This window comes from Kitasatospora herbaricolor (genome assembly GCF_030813695.1).
GTDB classification, from domain to species: Bacteria; Actinomycetota; Actinomycetes; order Streptomycetales; family Streptomycetaceae; genus Kitasatospora; species Kitasatospora herbaricolor.
The window spans coordinates 6,809,730-6,826,062 of record NZ_JAUSVA010000002.1 but is presented as its reverse complement, the minus strand read 5'-3'; the positions used below and the strand labels follow the sequence as shown (position 1 = coordinate 6,826,062).

The window sequence follows — 16,333 nt, the reverse complement described above, 5'->3', positions numbered from 1 at the left end:
ACGCCGGATGCCCACCGCCCACGCCCACACCACGTCGCACCTCCTGACCGGCGGATACCGGCCGGTCGGCGAGGAGACCACCGAGCACGGCCTGCCCGTCCGCGGCCAGCTCCCGCCCGAGCTCGACGGCACCCTGCTGCGGATCGGCGCCAACCCGCTCGGCGCCCACGACCCCGCGCTCGACCACGCCTTCGCCGGCGACGCGATGGTCCACGGCCTGCGGCTGCGCGGCGGCCGCGCCGAGTGGTACCGCAACCGCTGGCTGCGCAGCGACCGGGTCGCCCGCGCGCTGGGCGAGCTGCCCACCCCCGGCCCCCGCCGGGGCCTCGCCGACACCGTCAACGCCGGCCTGGTCCGGCACGCCGGCCGCACCCTCGCCCTCGGCGACGGCGGCGCGCTCCCGGTCCAGATCGGCGACGAGCTGCAGACGCTGGCCCGGATCGACCTCGACGGCACCCTGCCGGCCGGCTTCGCCGCCCACCCGGTCTGCGACCCGCTCACCGGCGAACTGCACGCCCTCGCCCACGACCACACCCTGCCGCACCTCACCCACCTCACCGTCGACTCGCTCGGCAAGGTCCGGCGGGCCGAACCGATCACCGTCAAGGGCACCCCGATGGTGCACGCCTTCTCACTGACCGACCGGCACGCGATCATCTACGACCTGCCGGTCACCTACGACCCGCAGGCGGCCGCCGCCGGCTCCCGCGTCCCCTACACCTGGGACGACAACCACGGCGCCCGGCTCGGACTGCTTCCCCGCGAGGGCTCGGACGCCGACGTGCTGTGGCTGGAGATCGACCCCTGCTTCGTCTTCCACCCGGTCAACGCCTACGAGGAGGGCGACCGGACGGTCGTCGACGTGATCCGCCACGAGCGGGTCTTCGACCGCGACCAGCTGCACCCCACCGAGTCCACCCCCACCCTGTGGCGCTGGACCGTCGACCGCCGCCACGGCACCGTGCGCGAGCACCGGCTCGACGGCCGGGCGCAGGAGTTCCCCCGGATCGACGAGCGCTTCGCCGGCTCCCGCCACCGCTACGCCTTCACCGTGGGCCTGCGGCCGGACGAGGGCTTCGCACTGGCCGGCCCGACCCTGTTGCGGCACGACCTGGCCGCCGGGGTGAGCGACACCCACGAGCTGGGCCCGGGCCGGGACGCCGGCGGGGCGGTCTTCGTCCCGCGCTCGGCGCACGCCCCCGAGGGGGACGGCTGGCTGCTCTCCCTGGTCCACGACGCCGGCACCGACCGCGGCGAGCTGATCGTGCTCGACACGGCCCGGTTCTCCGGCCCCCCGGTCGCGGTCGTCCCGCTTCCGGTCCGCGTCCCGCACGGATTCCACACCCAATGGGTTGCGTCCGCCCACGGATGATCCATTCCCGTCCCAAAAGGCACCGTTGCGCCCATCGGCCCCCCTCGCTAGGCTCAATCCGCCAATGCAGCAGCACAAATAGGGCATCCACCCCAGGGGAATGGAGAGCTTCCTTGCATGACGCTGTCGAGCGAGCCGTCGCGACGATGTGGGAACGGTTCGACGAACCATTGACACTGACCGATATCGCGGATACGGCAATATTGAGCAAGTTCTACTTCTCACGCGTATTCCGCACGTTGACCGGCACCTCGCCCAGCCGCTTCCTCTCCGCCGTCCGGCTCTGTATGGCCAAGAAGCTTCTGCTGGAGACCTCGGTGAGCGTCACCGACATCTCCATCATGGTCGGATACAACAGTTTAGGTACCTTCACCAGCCGCTTCACCCGCAGCGTCGGCGTCCCGCCGGCCCGGTTCCGACTGATGTGCCAGCTCGGCATGAGCGCCACCCCCAGTGCCCTGCGCCCCGGAAACCCCGCCGCCCACCGCGGATCCGTCCACGGCGAGGTGTACGTCCCCGAATCGCCCCACCCGATCCGCATCTATGTCGCCGCCTTCAAGGAATCGATCCCCGAGGGCCAGCCGAAGTCCTGCGACATCCTCGACGGCCCCGGCAGCTACCGGCTGATCGGCCTGCCGGACGGCCAGTGGTCCGTCCGGGTCGCCGTGGTGCCCAGGAGAGCCGTCGCCCCCGGCCCGATGGTCCGTCAGCCCCTGTTCATCGGGGCGGTCCAGAAGCCGGTGGTGATCTCCGGCGGCAAGGCCGTCGAGGCCGACATCATGACCCGCCCGCCGTGCAACCTCGACATCCCGATCCTGATCGCCCTGCCCGAACTCGACGGCTGGCAGCCGTTGGAGGCGGCGCTCCCGATCAGATCGGCCGAGGTGACCGCCTCCGTCGTCCCCGGCGCCTGACCGGCCGGGACGCGCCGGCCCCCGACGGGCGGGATGGTCAGCAGGGACCATCCCGCCGGGCCCTCAGTCGCCCGGCCGGCCGTCCGGAGCCCCCACGGCCTGCATCAGGACCGGCACCGCCTCGCCCTGGAAGTCCACCCCGGGGTCGAAGCTGTGGATCATCCCCTCCAGCACCAGCAGCGACAGCAGCGGGAAGGCGAACTCCGCCGCCGCGAAGATCCCGAACTTGCGCTGCAGCTTGAACAGCCGGGGCGCGAAGGCGGCCAGGTTGAAGTCCGCGGCGACCACCGCGGACGCGTCACCGACCAGCTGCTCGACCGCCGTCCGGAACGCCTCCTCGTCGAAGTCGTCGGGCACCCGGGCGGCACTCTCGATCACGATCTCCGCGCAGCGCCGGCCCTGGCCGAGCGCCATGCTGAGGAAGAACTCGCCGAAGTGCCGGCGCACCCGGTCGGGCAGCCGCACCACGAACCCCGCGTCCAGCATCACCACGTCGCCCGCCGCGTCCAGGCGCAGGTTGCCCGGGTGCAGGTCGCAGTGGACCAGACCGTCCAGGAACAGCATCTGGTACACCGTGCGCAGCACCCGCTGCATGGCGTCCCGGCGCTCCTGCGGGCTGTACGGCTCCGGACGGAAGTCCCGCAGGTCGTCCAGGAACTCCATCACCAGCACCTGGTCGCCGCCGAAGCCCTCCACCGGCGCCGGCAGCCGGACTCCCTTGACCCCCGCCAGGTTGGCCCGCAGCTGCGTCAACGAGGCCCGCTCCGCGGCGAGGTCGGCCTGCGCCAGCACCGCCGTACCGACCTGGCCGAGCATCTCCTCGGCCGGCAGCCGGCGCATCCCGGGCAGCTTCCCGGCCATCCGGGCCATCGCCCCGGCGAGCCGGAAGTCCCCGCTCATCACCGGGACGATGCCCGGCCGCCGGACCTTGACCGCGACCACCGTGCCGTCGTGCAGCTCCGCGCGGTGCACCGTGGCGATGCTCCCGCTGCCGACCGGCTCCCAGTCGAAGCTGCGGAACGGCCACTGCTCGGCGGGCCCGAACTCCTCGGTCAGCACGGCCGCCAGCTCCTCGCGGGACGGCGGCGGCACGGTGTCGGTCAGCCGCCCCAGCTCGCCGCACCAGCGCTCCGGCAGCAAGTCCCGCCGGGTGCTGAGAAGTTGGCCGACCTTGACGTAGAACGGGCCGAGTTCGGTCAGCATGGCCGGAGCCGCCACGGCGAGCCGGGCAGACACCGTGCCCTCCTCGCCCCGGCGGAACACCGCCCCGCCCACCGCCCGCCCCGCGTGCCGCAGGGCGATCGACCCGATCCTGACCGCCCGGCGGCCCAGGCCGGCCCCGCCGGCGTGCGCGTCACTCATGAGAGCCTCCATCGTCGACTGTGCGCGTCCCCGGTCCGGTTCGGATCGGCCCTACAGATGATCAGCACCCGCGGGCCGCCGGTCTTCTCCCAACGTGCCCGGTCCGTCCCCGGCCGGGCATCCGGGCCCGCGCCGGTGTCCGGGCACGCCGCGACCGGGCCTCGGGCCGGTCGCGGCGGAGGTCCGGTCGGGCGGGGTCCGGCCCGGCCCCGGCCGGGGCGACGGCCCGGCGCACGGCGGGACGGCCCGGTGCACGGCGGGACGGCCCGGCCGTCGGGTTCAACTACCGTCCGCCATAAGCTCGAACGGCTCCGCCGGCGGGTCGAACGGGGGCCAGGTGAAGGCGGGCAGCCACCGTTCGGGCGGCTCGCTCCAGTCCAGGCGGGCGATCTGCCCGAGCGTGCGCCGCCCGGTGAGCGAGCGGAAGAGGTCGTGCCGATGCCCGCGTACGGTGACGGCGGGCTCCCCCCGGCCCACCACCCAGGAGGCTCCCGGAGTTTCGAGGCGCAGCGCCGGCAGCCCCTGCTCGATCACGGTGAGACCCATGCCCAGCGTGACCAGGTCCAGCGAGGCGGGGTACGCGGGGTGGTCGGCGGGCACCGGCACGCCGAGCGCGTGCCGCAGGTCCAGCTCGTGGACAAGGATGTCCATCGTCATCTTGAACCCCAGCAGCCCCTCGAACGCGTCCGGCAGCTGCGCGGACCACCCGGTCCAGCGGTCGAGGAGTTCGGCGAGGCCGGCCTCGTCGTCCGGATCCGGGTGCTCCAGCGGCAGCCTCGGCACCCCGTTCACCACCCCCTGGCAGACGTCCAGGAGGTGCGCGAGCAGGTCCCGCACGGTCCACCCGGGGCAGGCCGGGACGGGGACGGCGGACAGCTCGGGCCTGCCGGCCAGCAGTCCGGTGATGTTCTCCCTGGTTCGCTCGTACCCGAGCCGCTCCGGCAGTCGCTCCCAGCGCTCCGGCGCCGCCGCGGCGGACTCCGTGATCATCCTCGTCCTCCCCCTCCCCCGGGTCCACCCGACGGCGTCCCGGCCTGGCGACCGGCCTGGCGACCGGTCAGGTACCTCTGCTCGTGGAGCCAGCGGACGGTGTCCGCCATCGTCTCGGCCACCGGCCGCGGCACGATGCCGTGCGGCGCGGCCCCCTCGGCCGGCACCGCGACCGCGCAGGTGTAGACGGCGCCGTACTCCGCCGGGATGTGCCAGGGCCAGACGTGCTGCACCACACCGGTCAGCAGCCCGAACGGCAGCATCGCGCGGGCGGGCAGGTACATCGCCGGCAGCAGCCGCCCGGTGACCTCCCGGACCGTCCGGACGTACTGGCGGGTGGTCAGGTAGTGCTGCGGGCCGAAGTGACGACTCGGACCGGCGGCCGGCGCGGTGACCAGCGCCGCGTGCATCGCGGCGGTGTCCCGGACGTCCCCCACGGGCAGCCCGCCGCCCGGCCAGAGCGGCATCAGCCCGCGCAGTTCGTTGCGCAGCCGGGAGTTCTGGTCCCCCAGGTGCGGGTCGTCCGGGCCCAGCAGGGCCGGCGGGTAGGTGATCACCACCGGCGCGCCCGCCGCCTGGTGGCGGCGGGCGACCTGCTCGGCCGCCGCCTTGGTCGCCAGGTACACCTCGCGGGGAGCGCCGACCGGCGAGTCCGTGCGGATCACCGGGCCCTCGGCCGGGAACAGCGCCCCGACGCTCGACACGTGCACCACCCGCGCCGCGCCGGCCGCCAGCGCGGCGGCCAGCACCAGCTCCGTGCCGCGGACGTTGGTCCGCCGCATCTCGTCGGCCCGCCGGCTGTCGAAGGAGTACACCGAGGCCGCGTGCAGCACCGCCTCGGCGCCGCCCACCGCCTTCGCCACCGCGTCCTCGTCGGTCACGTCGCCGACCACCGTCTCGACCGCGCCGGGACCGACGCCGAGCGGCCGTAGTGCCCGGCCCACCCCGGCCTCGTCCCGGACCAGCAGGCGCACCTGGCAGCCCGCCCGCAGCAGGGCCGCGACCGAATGGGCGCCGACGAACCCGGTGCCACCCGTCACGCACACCAGCATCCGGAACTCCTCTCTCCTGCGTCGACGGGCGCGCGTCCCGCCAGGCACGCCCGTCCGCTCCTCGGGTCCTGCGCGGGGCGGCGTCCGGCCCGGCAGGGGCGGACGCCCGAAGCCATCCTGGTGGCAGCGCGGCCGGCTTGGCTTCTCACAACGTGCCTCGCCGGGCGGGGGCGTCATGTGCCGGCGCGGCCGCGCCGGCGCCTCACCCCCCGGTGCGCACCCGTCGCCGCCTCACGCCCGCAGGTCCGGGTGCTCCGCGAACCGCCGCACCGCCCGGTCGCCGAGCGAGTCCAGCACCGGCCGGAGCAGCCGCGCCCCCGGCACCCGGAACCCGCCGAGCGAGCCGAACCGGGTGCCGTCGCCCTCCGGCGTCGCGGCCATCGCCCCGACCACGAAGCGGCTGCGCATCAGGCACCAGCCCGGACGCAGCACCACCTCGAAGTCGGCCCGCTGGCCCAGGGTGCCCACCGCCCGGGCCCACAGCCGGTCGCCCTCGGCACGGGTGATCGTGAAGGACTTCACCGTGGAGAGCAGGAGCGGCAGTTGGTTCTCCAGGTCGGAGGCCACCGCCCAGACCCGCTCCGGCGAAACCGGCAGCACGATCTCAGCGTGGTGCAGGGCGCCCGGCAGGGTCCGCGCCAGGACGCGCAGCCGCCGGACGGGGTCGAGTTCGGCCACCGGCATGTCACGGCTCATGACTGCGACACCTTGCTCATGACTCCCACACCTTCCGAAAGCTCTGCCGGGCCCGGTGGAGCCGCGACCGTACGGTGCCGGGCGGTACGGCCAGCACCGCGCTGGCCGTCGCCTCGTCCACCCCTTCCAGGTCACGCAGCACGAGCACCGCCCGGTGCTCGGCGGTCAGCCGCGCCAACACGTCACCGACGTCGGTGGCGAGTTGCTGGTCCGCGTCGCCGGCGACCTCCTCCAACCGGTCGCCCGAGGACCGCCGCGCCCGGACGGCGACCCGCACCGCCTCCCGTACCGCGATCGCCCTCACCCAGCCGAACAGGGCCGCGTGGTCGCGCAGCTGGCCGATGCTGCGGAGCACCACGATCAGCGTCTCCTGGGCGGCGTCCGGCCCGTCCTGAAGGGCGATCGGACCGCAGATCCGGCCGACGTAGGGCGCCAGCAGGTCCATCAGGTCGCCGAGCGCGATCGGGTCGCCGCGCTGCGCCGCGCGGACCAGCGCGGGATCCACCTGCGGACGAGGGTCCGTCCCGGTCATCGGCTCCCCCTGCTCACGCCCGGCCGAAGTGCTCGCGCGCCACCGCCGCGACGACCCCGGGGGCTTCCTCGGCCAGCAGATGGCCGCCGGGCACCACCCGCACGGTCAACGCCTCGGTGGACTCCTGCGCGCCGAGCAGCGGCTGCGGGCGCACCACCGGGTCGCGGTCGCCCAGCAGCACCAGGGTCGGCACCGTCAGCCGCTGCCCACGGAACCCGCCGCGGGCCAGCGCCGGAATGTCGTGCAGCACGAACTGCCACAGCAACTGCTCGGCCGCCCGGGCGCGTTGCGGCGCCGTCCAGGCCTGCGCGAACTCCCGCACGGCGCCCTCCTCCACCCCGGCGGACCGTCCCGCCCAGTACCGCAGCATGGCGCGGGTGAGCCCGGGCCAGTGCCGCAGCACCCGCCGTCCGACCCCGGGATACTCCCAGAGCGCGGTGTACCAGTACCGCCAGGCGTACAGCGGCAGCCCGAACCGGCGCCGCGGCCACGGGTGCGCGCTGTTCACCGCGAGGAAGGCGCTGAACCGGGCCGGCGCCGCCAGGCAGAGCCGGAACCCCAGCCAGCCGCCCGACTGGTGCCCCACCAGCCGCACCCGCTCCAGCCCGAGCGCGTCCAGCACCCCCAGGACGTCCTCCACCAGGCCGGCACTGTCGTACCCGTCCCCCGGGGCGTCGGACCACCCGCACCCCCGCAGGTCGATCGCGAACACCCGGTGGTCCCGGCCCAGCTCGGGCATCAGCCGCCGCCAGGCGTACCAGTGCTGGGGGAAGCCGTGCAGCAGCACCACGGGCTCCCCCGCCCCGGCCTGCGCGACGTGGAACCGCACCCCGCGCACGGTGACGAAGCGGTGGGTGACGCCCTCGACGACCGGGAGGGGACGCTCGGGCGTGACCCGGCCCCGGGCGCTCATGACGACTCCCCCGCGCCGCCCCCACCGCGCCGCCCGGGAACGGGCCGGCCCTCCTGCCCCCTGCGGCCGTCGTGCCCTCTGCGGCCGTCGGCCGTGGAACGAACCCTCATCGCTTCCCCTCCGTGCGATCCGGTGCGATCACTCTCGACAAGGAAGAGGGGGCGGGACTCCGGAATCACTCCCGTGACCCGCGTCACAGGACGGAGCGGGGCGGGCAGGCCGACCGACGCCGGGCGCCGAAGCCGCAGGAGCCACCGGCGGTCACAGAAAGGGACGGCCCGCCCGCCCGAAGCCGGCCCCCGACCCGGGGCTCTCCCCTGCCCCGGGGCCCTCCCCCGGCGGCGGGGCCGCCTCGGGGCAGGCGGCCTGTTCCCGGGCGTAGGCCTGGGCCAGCAGCGGGAGTTCGTACAGGGCCGCGTGGGCCGAGACCTCGGCGATCGGGCAGCTGAGCACGCACTGCTCGATCAGGCCCTCCAGGACCCGGCGGGCCACCTCCTCGCCGCAGCCCAGGGCCTCCACCGCCTCGGCCAGGGTGAACAGCGGCGCGGGCAGGCGGCCCAGCCGGCGGACCACCGTACGGACCAGCTCGGGCAGTTCGCACCACCAGCCGGCCAGCCGGGAGCGGACGGCCAGGTCGCCGGCGGCCAGCTCGTCCAGCAGGGAGGGGCTCTGCTCCAGCCGGGTCGCGTACTCGGCCGGGGTCAGCCGGCGCAGCACGGCGAGCTTGCTGCCGCTCACCCGGACGGCCAGCGGCAGCAGTCCGATCGCCGTGACGATCCGCTCCGCGGCGGCCCGGTCGGCGGGCACCCGGTCGTCGCCGACGATCCGGCCGAGCAGGTCCACCGCCTCGCCGAGCGGGTAGGGGCCCAGCTCCAGGCGGCGCAGCGGGCCGAGCCCGGCGAGCCCGGTGCGGCTGGTGATCAGCACCGAGCCGGCCCCCGCCCCGGGCAGCAGGTGGCGGATGCTGCCCTCGTCCGGGGCGTCGTCCAGCAGCACCAGCACCCGGCGGCCGGCCAGCCAGGACCGCCAGATCGCCGCGGCCTCCTCCTCGTCCTCCGGCACCGCGCCCAACAGGCCGGTGGCGCGACAGAGTTCGGCCAGGACGGAGCGCGGGTGGCGGGCCGAGCCGTCCTCCCGGCGCAGCCGGACGGCGATCCGGCCGTCCGGGAACCGCTCCGCCAGCCCGTGCGCGACGTGCACGGCCAGCGTGCTCTTGCCGACGCCGACGGGGCCGCTGAGCACCACCGTGCTGCCCTCACCGGTGAGGGCCTCGCGCAGTTCGGCGGCCTGTTCGCGGCGGCCGGTGAAGTCGGGCAGGTCGGCGGGCAGCACCGTGCGGGGCCGCTCCCGGCGGGCCGCCGCCGGATGCGGGGCCGGGGCGCCGGCGTGGGCCGGCCGGGTGCCGGCCGGTCCGTCGCGGCCTTCGAGCACCGCGCGGTAGAGCTTCTCCAGGGCCGGGCTGACCTGCAGACCGAGCTGGGACGCCAGGAGTTGGCGCAGGTCGTCGTAGGCGGCGAGGGCCTCGCTCTGCCGGCCGGAGCGGTGCAGGGCGGTCATCCAGGCGGCGCAGAGCCGCTCGCGCAGCGGGTGTTCGCGGACCACGTCCGCCAGCGCCTCGGCCACCGCGGGCGCGTGCCCGAGCTCCAGCTCCAGCTCGGCCCAGTCCTCGTGGACGGCCACCCGGCGGGCGGCCTGGCGCTCGGCCTCCGTGCGGACCGCCTCGGTGTGCGCGAGGTCCGCGAGCAGCGGCCCGCTCCAGAGTTCCAGTGCCTCGCGCAGCAGCCGGGCCGCGTGCGCCGCCGCGCCGAGGCGGACGGCCTGCCGCCCGGCCCGGGCGAGTTCGTCGAAGCGCATCAGGTCCAGCTCGCCGGGGTCGACCCGCAGGACGTATCCGGTCGGCCGGTGCACCAGCCGGTCCCGGCGGCCGGCCGGGCCCAGCAGTTTGCGCAGCGCCGAGACGTAGGCCTGGAGGTTCTTGCGGGCCGACCGCGGGGGTTCGTCGCCCCAGACCGCCTCGGTCAGCAGGTCGGTGGAGACCGTGGTGTTGGGACGGCAGAGCAGGGCGGCGAGCACCAGGCGCTGCTTGACCGGGCCGATCGGCACCGGCCGGCCGTCGATCTCCACCGACAGCTCGCCGAGGACCCGGAACCGGACGGTGCCACCGGGGCCCGGGCCGGCGGGCGCGTCGAGGGGCCGGAGGCCGCGCGTTCTCTCCAGGTGGTCCAGCATCACGTCCGCCCCCTTCGGGTCAGGTCTGCACGAGCCCGGTGCGCGCCGGGGCGCCGGGACGGTCACGGCCGGTCGGCGGCCGGGTCGAGGCGCGGCCGGTTCCGGCGGGCACGGGCCCCCGGCCCTGGACCGGGTCACGGCCAGCCGGGCACCCGCTGCCCCCGCGCGGGCTCCGAAAGGAGCTGACGGGCCCGGCGCAGGTGGACCCGGCGCCGCCCGTCCCGCAGCAGGGCCGGCACCGAGGCGGCGGCCAGTCCGAGGAGCAGCCCGCCGGCCAGGCCGGCCAGCACGGCCCGGCCCGGGGACCAGGCCGTGGTCCCGACGGCCGTCAGTGGCCCCATGCGGTGTCTTCGACGTCCATCTTGTGGCCACCGGCGTACCCTCCGCCGGCCGTGCCGGCACCATCGGTGCCGCCGGCGCCGTCGGTACCGGTACCGGTGGCGGTGGCGGTGGCGCCCGTCGGCACGGCCACGCCCTCCAGCACCGGGCCGCCGGTCCGGACGGCCGGCTCGGTGGTGTCCGCGTGGGCCGCCGCGACCGGCAGTACGCCGATGGCGAAGGCACTCGCGACGACGGTGACGACGGCACTGATCCGCTTCATTTGCTCCCCTTGGGTCGAAAGCCAGGCTCCCCGATTCCCCCGGGAGTCCCTGACACCTGAAGCCTGCCGTCCGCCGCGCCCCGGGCCAAGCGCCGGCCGGATGCAGCATGCTGCATGCAGCAACACACCTGCACCGCAAAACGGACAATCATCGGACAATAGCGGCGATCCGTCAGCCGTCCAGGCCCAGCCGGTCCGCCAGGAAGGCCAGGACGTCCGTGAAGAGGCCGGCCGTGGAGGCGGTGCCCCGGACGCCGTGCCCGACCCCGGACTCCTGCCGCAGCAGGACCGGCCCCGCGCCCGCCGAGTCGTGCTGCAGGGCGGCGCACATCTTCCGCGCGTGCAGCGGATCGACCCTGGTGTCCCCGTCCGCGACGCCGAACAGCACCGCCGGGTACCGCACACCGGGCCGCACCCGGTGGTACGGCGAGTACCCGAGCAGGGTCGCCAGCCCCGCCGGGTCCTCGGCGGAGCCGTACTCGTCCCGCCAGCTGCGGCCCATCCCGGAGCGCTCGTAGCGCACCATGTCGAGCAGCGGCGCGGCGCAGACCACCGCGGCGTACTTCTCCGGGTGCTGGGTGAAGGCCGCCGCGACGGTCAGGCCGCCGTTGGAGCTGCCGACCAGCCCCAGCCGGCCGGGGTCGGCCCAGCCCCCGGCCACCAGCGCGTCGGCCGCGGCGTCCAGGTCGTCGAAGGTGTTCTGCTTCCGCTCGCGGCGCCCGGCCCGGTGCCACTCCTCGCCCTCCTCGCCGCCGCCGCGCAGGCAGGCGAAGGCGTACACCCCGCCGGCCTCCGCCCAGGCCACCGCCTGGGCGGCGTAGCCGGGCAGCACCGAGGCGCCGAAGCCGCCGTAGCCGCTCAGCAGGGTGGGGCGCGGACGGTCCGGCCGGCCCGCCGGCGAGATGACGAACATCCGTACCGGGGTGCCGTCGTGGGAGCGGTAGACGATCCGGCTGGTGCGCACGGCGGTGTCCGGGGCCCCGGCCGGGGCCGCCCAGAGCGTGGTGCGGCCGGTGCGGGCGTCGTGGCGCAGGACCTGGGTCGGCGTGACGTGGTCGGTGTACCCGAACCAGGCTTCGTGGCCGGGCTCCCGGCGGACCCGCAGGCCGGTGACGGTGCCGCTGCCGGGGAGGGCCACCTCGCCGACCCGCTCGCCGGTCGCCAGGTCGTGCACGGCGATCTCGCCGATGGCGTGCCTGGTCCGGACGACCAGGGCGAGCGGGCGTTCCAGTCCGGGGCCGTCGAGAACGGCGAAGTCCTCCAGGACGGCCTCCGGATCCTGGGCGACGAGCACCCGGCGCAGCTCGCCCTCGGCCACCTCGACCCGGCCGCGCGGGGCCGACCGGTGGGTGCGCAGGTAGAGCACCCCGCCGCGCGGGCAGGGGATGGTGCGGGCGTCCACGCCCTCCTGGACCGGGCGCAGGACGGGGCGCTCCGGACTGCCCGCGGTCAGGTCGGCCAGCCAGACGTCGGTCCGGGGGGAGGCGCCGGCGGTCGCCGTGACGGTGAGCAGCGGGCCGTCGAGGTCGACGGCGTAGTACTGGTCCGCGGCCCGGCCGTCGCCGAAGACCAGGACGTCCTCGGCCGGGTCGGTGCCGACCCGGTGCAGCCAGACCCGCCGGTGGTAGCGCTCCTCGCCGGGGTGCAGTTCGGGCGGCAGCCGCCGGACGTAGTAGAAGGCGGTGGCGTCGGGCAGCCAGGCGACGGTGGAGCGGCGCAGCCGGTCGATCGGCCCGGACAGCAGCTCGCCGGTGGCCGTGTCCAGGACTCTCAGCACCGAGTCCTCGGTGCCCCCGGTGGAGGACTGGACGGCGACCCGGCTGCCGTCGGGGGCGGCGGACCACTCGTCGAGGACGGTCCCGCCCGCCGGGTCGAGGGCGGCGGGGTCGAAGAGCGTCCGGGTCGTGCCGTCCTCGGTCACCACCAGGGACGGCCGGTCCTCCCCCGGCAGCCGGCGGGTGTGGAAGTGACGGGCCCCGTGCACCTGCGGCACCGAGACCGCGCCGGTGTCGAGCAGGTCGCGGACCCGCTTGCCCAGAACGGCCCGCATCGGCCAGCCGGACCGGGCGCGCCGGTAGAGCTCGTCCTGGGCCGCGGACCAGGCCGCCGTCCGCGGGTCCTGCGGGTCCTCCAGGGTGCGGTAGGGGTCGGCGACCAGGTGGCCGTGCAGCCGTTCGGTCAGCTCGGTACGGGGGGCGGGCGGGTACTCGTGAGGTCCGGTCATGGCTCCTCGATCGGGGGGCTCCGGGTGTCCGGAGACGGCGGAACCGCCCCGACCCAGTGCCGGGGCGGCTGGGGTCGGGGCGGTGGGAGGGGTGGTGCGGCTGCGGGGTGGTGCGGTTGAGGTGGGTCGTGGGGCTGCGGGGTGGTGCGGTCGGGGCGGTTGCCGGGCCGGCCCGGTCCGGGTCGGGCGTCCCCGGGTCAGGCGGCCGCGGGTTCGGCGACGGCCGGTTCGGCGGCCGCGGGTTCGGCGGCCTTCGGCGCCGGGCCCAGGTCGCCGCCACGGAGCAGCGGCAGGGCCGCGACCACGGTCGCCGCCGCGACCAGGGCGGAGAGCAGCAGCCAGGTCGGCGGGATGCCGAAGCCCTCCAGCACCGCCCCGGCCAGCATCGGGCCGAGCGAGGCGAGACCCGCGATCACCAGGTCGGAGGCGGTGCTCACCCGGCCGAGCAACTCCCGCGGGGAGCGGCTGAGCAGGGCCTGCCCGACCACGATGCCGGCCGGCGGGGTGAGCAGGATCAGCAGGACCAGCAACGGCCCCAGCACCCAGGGCTGCTGGGTGCCGGCGAAGACCGCCAGGCCGGCGGACCACACCACGCCGATGACCAGGAAGAGCCGGCCCGGCGTGAGCAGCTTGATCACCCGCGGCGCGGCGAGTGAGCCGAGCACCGCGCCGACGCCGGCGCAGGCCATCACCAGACCGATCGAGGTGCCACCGGTGCCGGTGTCGCGCATCGTGACCACCATCGCCACCTCCGCCGACGCGCCGGCCAGGTTGAGCACCGCGCCGAACGCCAGGGCGCGCAGCAGCGCGGGCTGCCCGGTGAGCCAACGCAGTCCGGCCGTGGGGCGGTTGTCGCGGGGACCGCCCTCGGCGGGCGCCGGCGGCCGGGTGACCATCCGGAGCAGCAGGACGGCCGAGACGGCGTACGAGGCGGCGTCCAGGGCGAACGGCAGGATGCGGTCCACGGTGAAGAGCCACCCACCGAGGAACGGCCCGACCAGGGACGCGGCGGCCATCGCGGCCTGGTCCTTGGCGAGCGCGTCGTGGAGCTGGTCGTCGGGGACGACGTCCCGTACAGCGGTGGTGCTCGCGGGGGCGAAGACGGCGGTCGCGAGCCCCTCGACCACGGCCACCGCCAGCAGTTGGGGGTACGCCAGGTGGCCGAGCCCGGCCGCCACCGGGATGCTGGCGACCGTGCCGAGCCGGACCAGGTCGGCGCCGATCATCAGCTTGCGCCGGTCCGCCCGGTCGGCCAGCTGCCCGGCGGGGAGCCGGAAGAACATCCTGGTCACCAGCGAGCAGGTCGCCACCAGGCCCGCCTGCGCGGCGCCGCCGCCGAGCGACAGCACCAGCAGCGGGAAGGCGATCAACGACATCTGGGAGCCCAGCGTCGAGAGCGCCGAGCCGATCCAGAACCTCCGGAAATCCCGGTTGCTGCGAAGTACTCCGGCCTCTGCCATGGTCGACCTCCGAGACAGGCGGGACGTCAGAGCCGTCCGGCCGCGTTCAACCGGTCGAGCAGGGCTGCGTCGACCTCGTCCTGAAAGGCGGCCAGCGCCGCCGCGTTCTCGCCGTGCTGGTACTGGTCGTCGCAGGCGATCCACCGGCCCTCGGTCTCCTCCGCGGAGAGGTAGCCGTCGGCCAGGGTGCCGACCTCCCAGCCGGGCCGGCCCGCGGTCTCCCAGCAGCTCGACAGCACGCCGTCGGCGTTGACCACCGCGCCGTACCGGCCGTCCTTGTAGGAGCAGGCCTGGCAGCCGTTGTTGGCCTTCGGGCGGGAGACGGAGAAGCCGAGCTCCAGCGCCCGGGCGTGCCACCGGGCGAAGTCCGCGGCGAGCGAGCTGCCGTAGGAGAGGTCGTTGCCGTAACCCACGCCGACGTCCCCGATCAGGGCGAACTGCAGGCCGCAGCGGGCCGGGTCGAGCCGGTCGGCGAGCCGCTCCACCAGGTCGTCCATGCCGTGCCGGTTGAGGTGGGAGACGTTGACCCGCAGGTGCCAGTTGACCGAGGTGGCGGCCATCGCCTTGGCCACGTTGTTCACGATCATGTCGAAGGTGCCGCCGCCGGAGCGCTTGATCCGGATCGCGTCGTGCTCGTCGCGGTCACCGTCGAAGGTGATCTGGATCGAGGTGAGGCCGGCCGCGTTGAGCTCCTTGGCGATCAGCGGCGTGAGCAAGGTCCCGTTGGACACCATGCTGGCGTTCAGTTCGCCGAGTTCGGCTGCGCGGCGCAGGAGTTCGCGCGAGCCCCGCGGGTTGAGCAGGGGCTCGCCGCCGAACAGCATCAGCGAGAGCCGGCCCAGCTCGGCGGCCGCCATCCGCTCGCGGGTGAAGTCCAGGACGTTGGTGATCATTTCCGAGGTGAGCCGGGCGTGCTTGATCCGGGGCGGCCGGTGGCCGCCGCTCTCGTCCTGGCCGGTGTTCTGGAAGCAGTAGCCGCAGCCGAGGTTGCAGTCGGTGCTGGTCAGCACCGTCAGCGAGTAGGAGGAGAAGGCCTTCGACGTGTAGAGGCCCTGGTCGTGCAGGAAGCGCTCGGTGCCGGGCAGCAGGACGCCGTCCGGGCCGACCTGGGACGGCCGCAGCCGGGCGTAGCCGCCGTTGCCGAGGAACCACCAGCCGCCGCCGTCCGCCTTGATCAGGCGGCTCCGGTCGGCCTCGGGTACGGACTGCGTTGCGGGCACGGGATGCCTCCAATAGACGGTGCGGCGGCGGAAGTCGGGCGGGTGGGAGGGAGGGGACGGGGCCTGCCGGGGAGCGGCAGGCCCCGTGACCTGTCCTTGGTCAGCTGGTGCCGGTGTTGATGCCGCACCAGGGGGTGTCCTCGCCCGAGTGCGCCACCACGTCGGCACCCTCGTCCACGCTGGTACCCGTGTTGATGCCGCACCAGGGGGTGTCCTCGCCCGAGTGCGCCACGACCTCCGCCTCACCGTTCACGCTGGTACCCGTGTTGATGCCGCACCAGGGGGTGTCCTCGCCCGAGTGCGCCACCACGTCGGCGCCCTCGTCCACGCTGGTACCCGTGTTGATGCCGCACCACGGGGTGTCCTCACCCGAGTGCGCCACGACCTCCGCGTCACCGTTCACGCTGGTACCGGTGTTGATGCCGCACCACGGGGTGTCCTCGCCCGAGTGCGCCACGACCTCGGCGCCCTCGGTCTCCTCGCGGGTGGGCTCGTTGTTCTCAGCCATGGTGATCTCCAATCACAACGCGGTGGGCCGGGGCCGGACGTCGGGCCGCCGAAGCGGCCGGACGGCCGGACGGGCTCACCTGCTGGGTAGCGCCGGCGGTCGATCCCTCCGACACCGAGAACGCTAGGAATCCACGGTGCGGGAACGGTTCACTGCCGGTACACCGGCGGCGAACGCCCTGCTCAGCGGTGGTGCACCGGGGCCGGTGCGGGCACCGAGGGCCGGCCGGGGCGGGCCGCGCACCCGTGCCGACCTGCGGA

15 protein-coding genes are annotated in these 16,333 nt (G+C 75.2%); 2 read left to right on the top strand and 13 right to left on the bottom strand.

Annotation, left to right across the window (positions count from 1 at the left end; translation table 11 throughout):
• Window positions 1–7: 7 nt before the first annotated feature.
• Window positions 8–1,372, top strand: coding sequence for a carotenoid oxygenase family protein (locus J2S46_RS29915; RefSeq protein WP_191291283.1), 1,365 nt, complete (start codon window positions 8–10; stop codon window positions 1,370–1,372).
• A gap of 146 nt (window positions 1,373–1,518) precedes the next feature.
• Complete coding sequence (locus J2S46_RS29910; protein WP_268255702.1) at window positions 1,519–2,286, top strand: helix-turn-helix transcriptional regulator; 768 nt, start codon at window positions 1,519–1,521, stop codon at window positions 2,284–2,286.
• A 63-nt stretch (window positions 2,287–2,349) separates the two neighbouring features.
• On the opposite strand, the gene J2S46_RS29905 is transcribed toward J2S46_RS29910, so the two are convergent.
• The 13 genes from J2S46_RS29905 to J2S46_RS29845 all read right to left on the bottom strand — a co-directional run bounded on the left by J2S46_RS29905 (window position 2,350) and on the right by J2S46_RS29845 (window position 16,073).
• On the bottom strand, window positions 2,350–3,648 hold the full coding sequence (locus J2S46_RS29905; protein ID WP_191291285.1) for an ABC1 kinase family protein: 1,299 nt from the start codon (window positions 3,646–3,648) through the stop codon (window positions 2,350–2,352).
• Between the two features lie 279 nt (window positions 3,649–3,927).
• Window positions 3,928–4,638 (bottom strand): maleylpyruvate isomerase family mycothiol-dependent enzyme, encoded by a 711-nt coding sequence (locus J2S46_RS29900; protein WP_191291286.1) that lies wholly within the window; start codon window positions 4,636–4,638, stop codon window positions 3,928–3,930.
• A complete protein-coding gene (locus J2S46_RS29895; RefSeq protein WP_191291287.1) occupies window positions 4,635–5,690 on the bottom strand; it encodes an NAD-dependent epimerase/dehydratase family protein in 1,056 nt (351 codons plus the stop codon). The genes J2S46_RS29900 and J2S46_RS29895 overlap by 4 nt, the downstream gene beginning before the upstream one ends.
• A 231-nt stretch (window positions 5,691–5,921) precedes the next feature.
• Window positions 5,922–6,386, bottom strand: a complete 465-nt coding sequence (locus J2S46_RS29890; RefSeq protein ID WP_191291288.1) for an SRPBCC family protein — start codon at window positions 6,384–6,386, stop codon at window positions 5,922–5,924.
• Window positions 6,387–6,402: 16 nt separating this feature from the next.
• Window positions 6,403–6,918 carry an RNA polymerase sigma factor gene (locus tag J2S46_RS29885; RefSeq protein ID WP_191291289.1) on the bottom strand — a complete coding sequence of 172 codons (516 nt, stop codon included), beginning with the start codon at window positions 6,916–6,918 and terminating at the stop codon, window positions 6,403–6,405.
• Between the two features lie 13 nt (window positions 6,919–6,931).
• Complete coding sequence (locus J2S46_RS29880; protein ID WP_191291290.1) at window positions 6,932–7,831, bottom strand: alpha/beta fold hydrolase; 900 nt, start codon at window positions 7,829–7,831, stop codon at window positions 6,932–6,934.
• Between the two features lie 261 nt (window positions 7,832–8,092).
• Window positions 8,093–10,060: an AfsR/SARP family transcriptional regulator gene (locus J2S46_RS29875; protein ID WP_191291326.1), complete on the bottom strand. Its 1,968-nt coding sequence runs from the start codon at window positions 10,058–10,060 to the stop codon at window positions 8,093–8,095.
• Window positions 10,061–10,194: 134 nt separating this feature from the next.
• Entirely contained in the window at window positions 10,195–10,401 is a 207-nt protein-coding gene (locus J2S46_RS29870; protein ID WP_191291291.1) for a hypothetical protein, read from the bottom strand.
• Window positions 10,389–10,661, bottom strand: a complete 273-nt coding sequence (locus tag J2S46_RS29865; protein ID WP_191291292.1) for a hypothetical protein — start codon at window positions 10,659–10,661, stop codon at window positions 10,389–10,391. The genes J2S46_RS29870 and J2S46_RS29865 overlap by 13 nt, the downstream gene beginning before the upstream one ends.
• 172 nt (window positions 10,662–10,833) lie before the next feature.
• Window positions 10,834–12,885, bottom strand: a complete 2,052-nt coding sequence (locus J2S46_RS29860) for a prolyl oligopeptidase family serine peptidase (protein WP_191291293.1) — start codon at window positions 12,883–12,885, stop codon at window positions 10,834–10,836.
• Between the two features lie 197 nt (window positions 12,886–13,082).
• Window positions 13,083–14,345 (bottom strand): MFS transporter, encoded by a 1,263-nt coding sequence (locus tag J2S46_RS29855; protein ID WP_191291294.1) that lies wholly within the window; start codon window positions 14,343–14,345, stop codon window positions 13,083–13,085.
• Between the two features lie 26 nt (window positions 14,346–14,371).
• On the bottom strand, window positions 14,372–15,565 hold the full coding sequence (locus tag J2S46_RS29850) for a radical SAM protein (RefSeq protein ID WP_191291295.1): 1,194 nt from the start codon (window positions 15,563–15,565) through the stop codon (window positions 14,372–14,374).
• Between the two features lie 100 nt (window positions 15,566–15,665).
• Window positions 15,666–16,073 (bottom strand): hypothetical protein, encoded by a 408-nt coding sequence (locus J2S46_RS29845; RefSeq protein ID WP_191291296.1) that lies wholly within the window; start codon window positions 16,071–16,073, stop codon window positions 15,666–15,668.
• Window positions 16,074–16,333: the final 260 nt, after the last annotated feature.

Coding starts and splice junctions, on each gene's coding strand:
- J2S46_RS29915 (WP_191291283.1), top strand. CDS start 8: ATGCCCACCGCCCACGCCCACACCACGTCGCACCTCCTGACCGGCGGA.
- J2S46_RS29910 (WP_268255702.1), top strand. CDS start 1,519: ATGTGGGAACGGTTCGACGAACCATTGACACTGACCGATATCGCGGAT.
- J2S46_RS29905 (WP_191291285.1), bottom strand. CDS start 3,648: ATGAGTGACGCGCACGCCGGCGGGGCCGGCCTGGGCCGCCGGGCGGTC.
- J2S46_RS29900 (WP_191291286.1), bottom strand. CDS start 4,638: ATGATCACGGAGTCCGCCGCGGCGGCGCCGGAGCGCTGGGAGCGACTG.
- J2S46_RS29895 (WP_191291287.1), bottom strand. CDS start 5,690: ATGCTGGTGTGCGTGACGGGTGGCACCGGGTTCGTCGGCGCCCATTCG.
- J2S46_RS29890 (WP_191291288.1), bottom strand. CDS start 6,386: ATGAGCCGTGACATGCCGGTGGCCGAACTCGACCCCGTCCGGCGGCTG.
- J2S46_RS29885 (WP_191291289.1), bottom strand. CDS start 6,918: ATGACCGGGACGGACCCTCGTCCGCAGGTGGATCCCGCGCTGGTCCGC.
- J2S46_RS29880 (WP_191291290.1), bottom strand. CDS start 7,831: ATGAGCGCCCGGGGCCGGGTCACGCCCGAGCGTCCCCTCCCGGTCGTC.
- J2S46_RS29875 (WP_191291326.1), bottom strand. CDS start 10,060: ATGCTGGACCACCTGGAGAGAACGCGCGGCCTCCGGCCCCTCGACGCG.
- J2S46_RS29870 (WP_191291291.1), bottom strand. CDS start 10,401: ATGGGGCCACTGACGGCCGTCGGGACCACGGCCTGGTCCCCGGGCCGG.
- J2S46_RS29865 (WP_191291292.1), bottom strand. CDS start 10,661: ATGAAGCGGATCAGTGCCGTCGTCACCGTCGTCGCGAGTGCCTTCGCC.
- J2S46_RS29860 (WP_191291293.1), bottom strand. CDS start 12,885: ATGACCGGACCTCACGAGTACCCGCCCGCCCCCCGTACCGAGCTGACC.
- J2S46_RS29855 (WP_191291294.1), bottom strand. CDS start 14,345: ATGGCAGAGGCCGGAGTACTTCGCAGCAACCGGGATTTCCGGAGGTTC.
- J2S46_RS29845 (WP_191291296.1), bottom strand. CDS start 16,073: ATGGCTGAGAACAACGAGCCCACCCGCGAGGAGACCGAGGGCGCCGAG.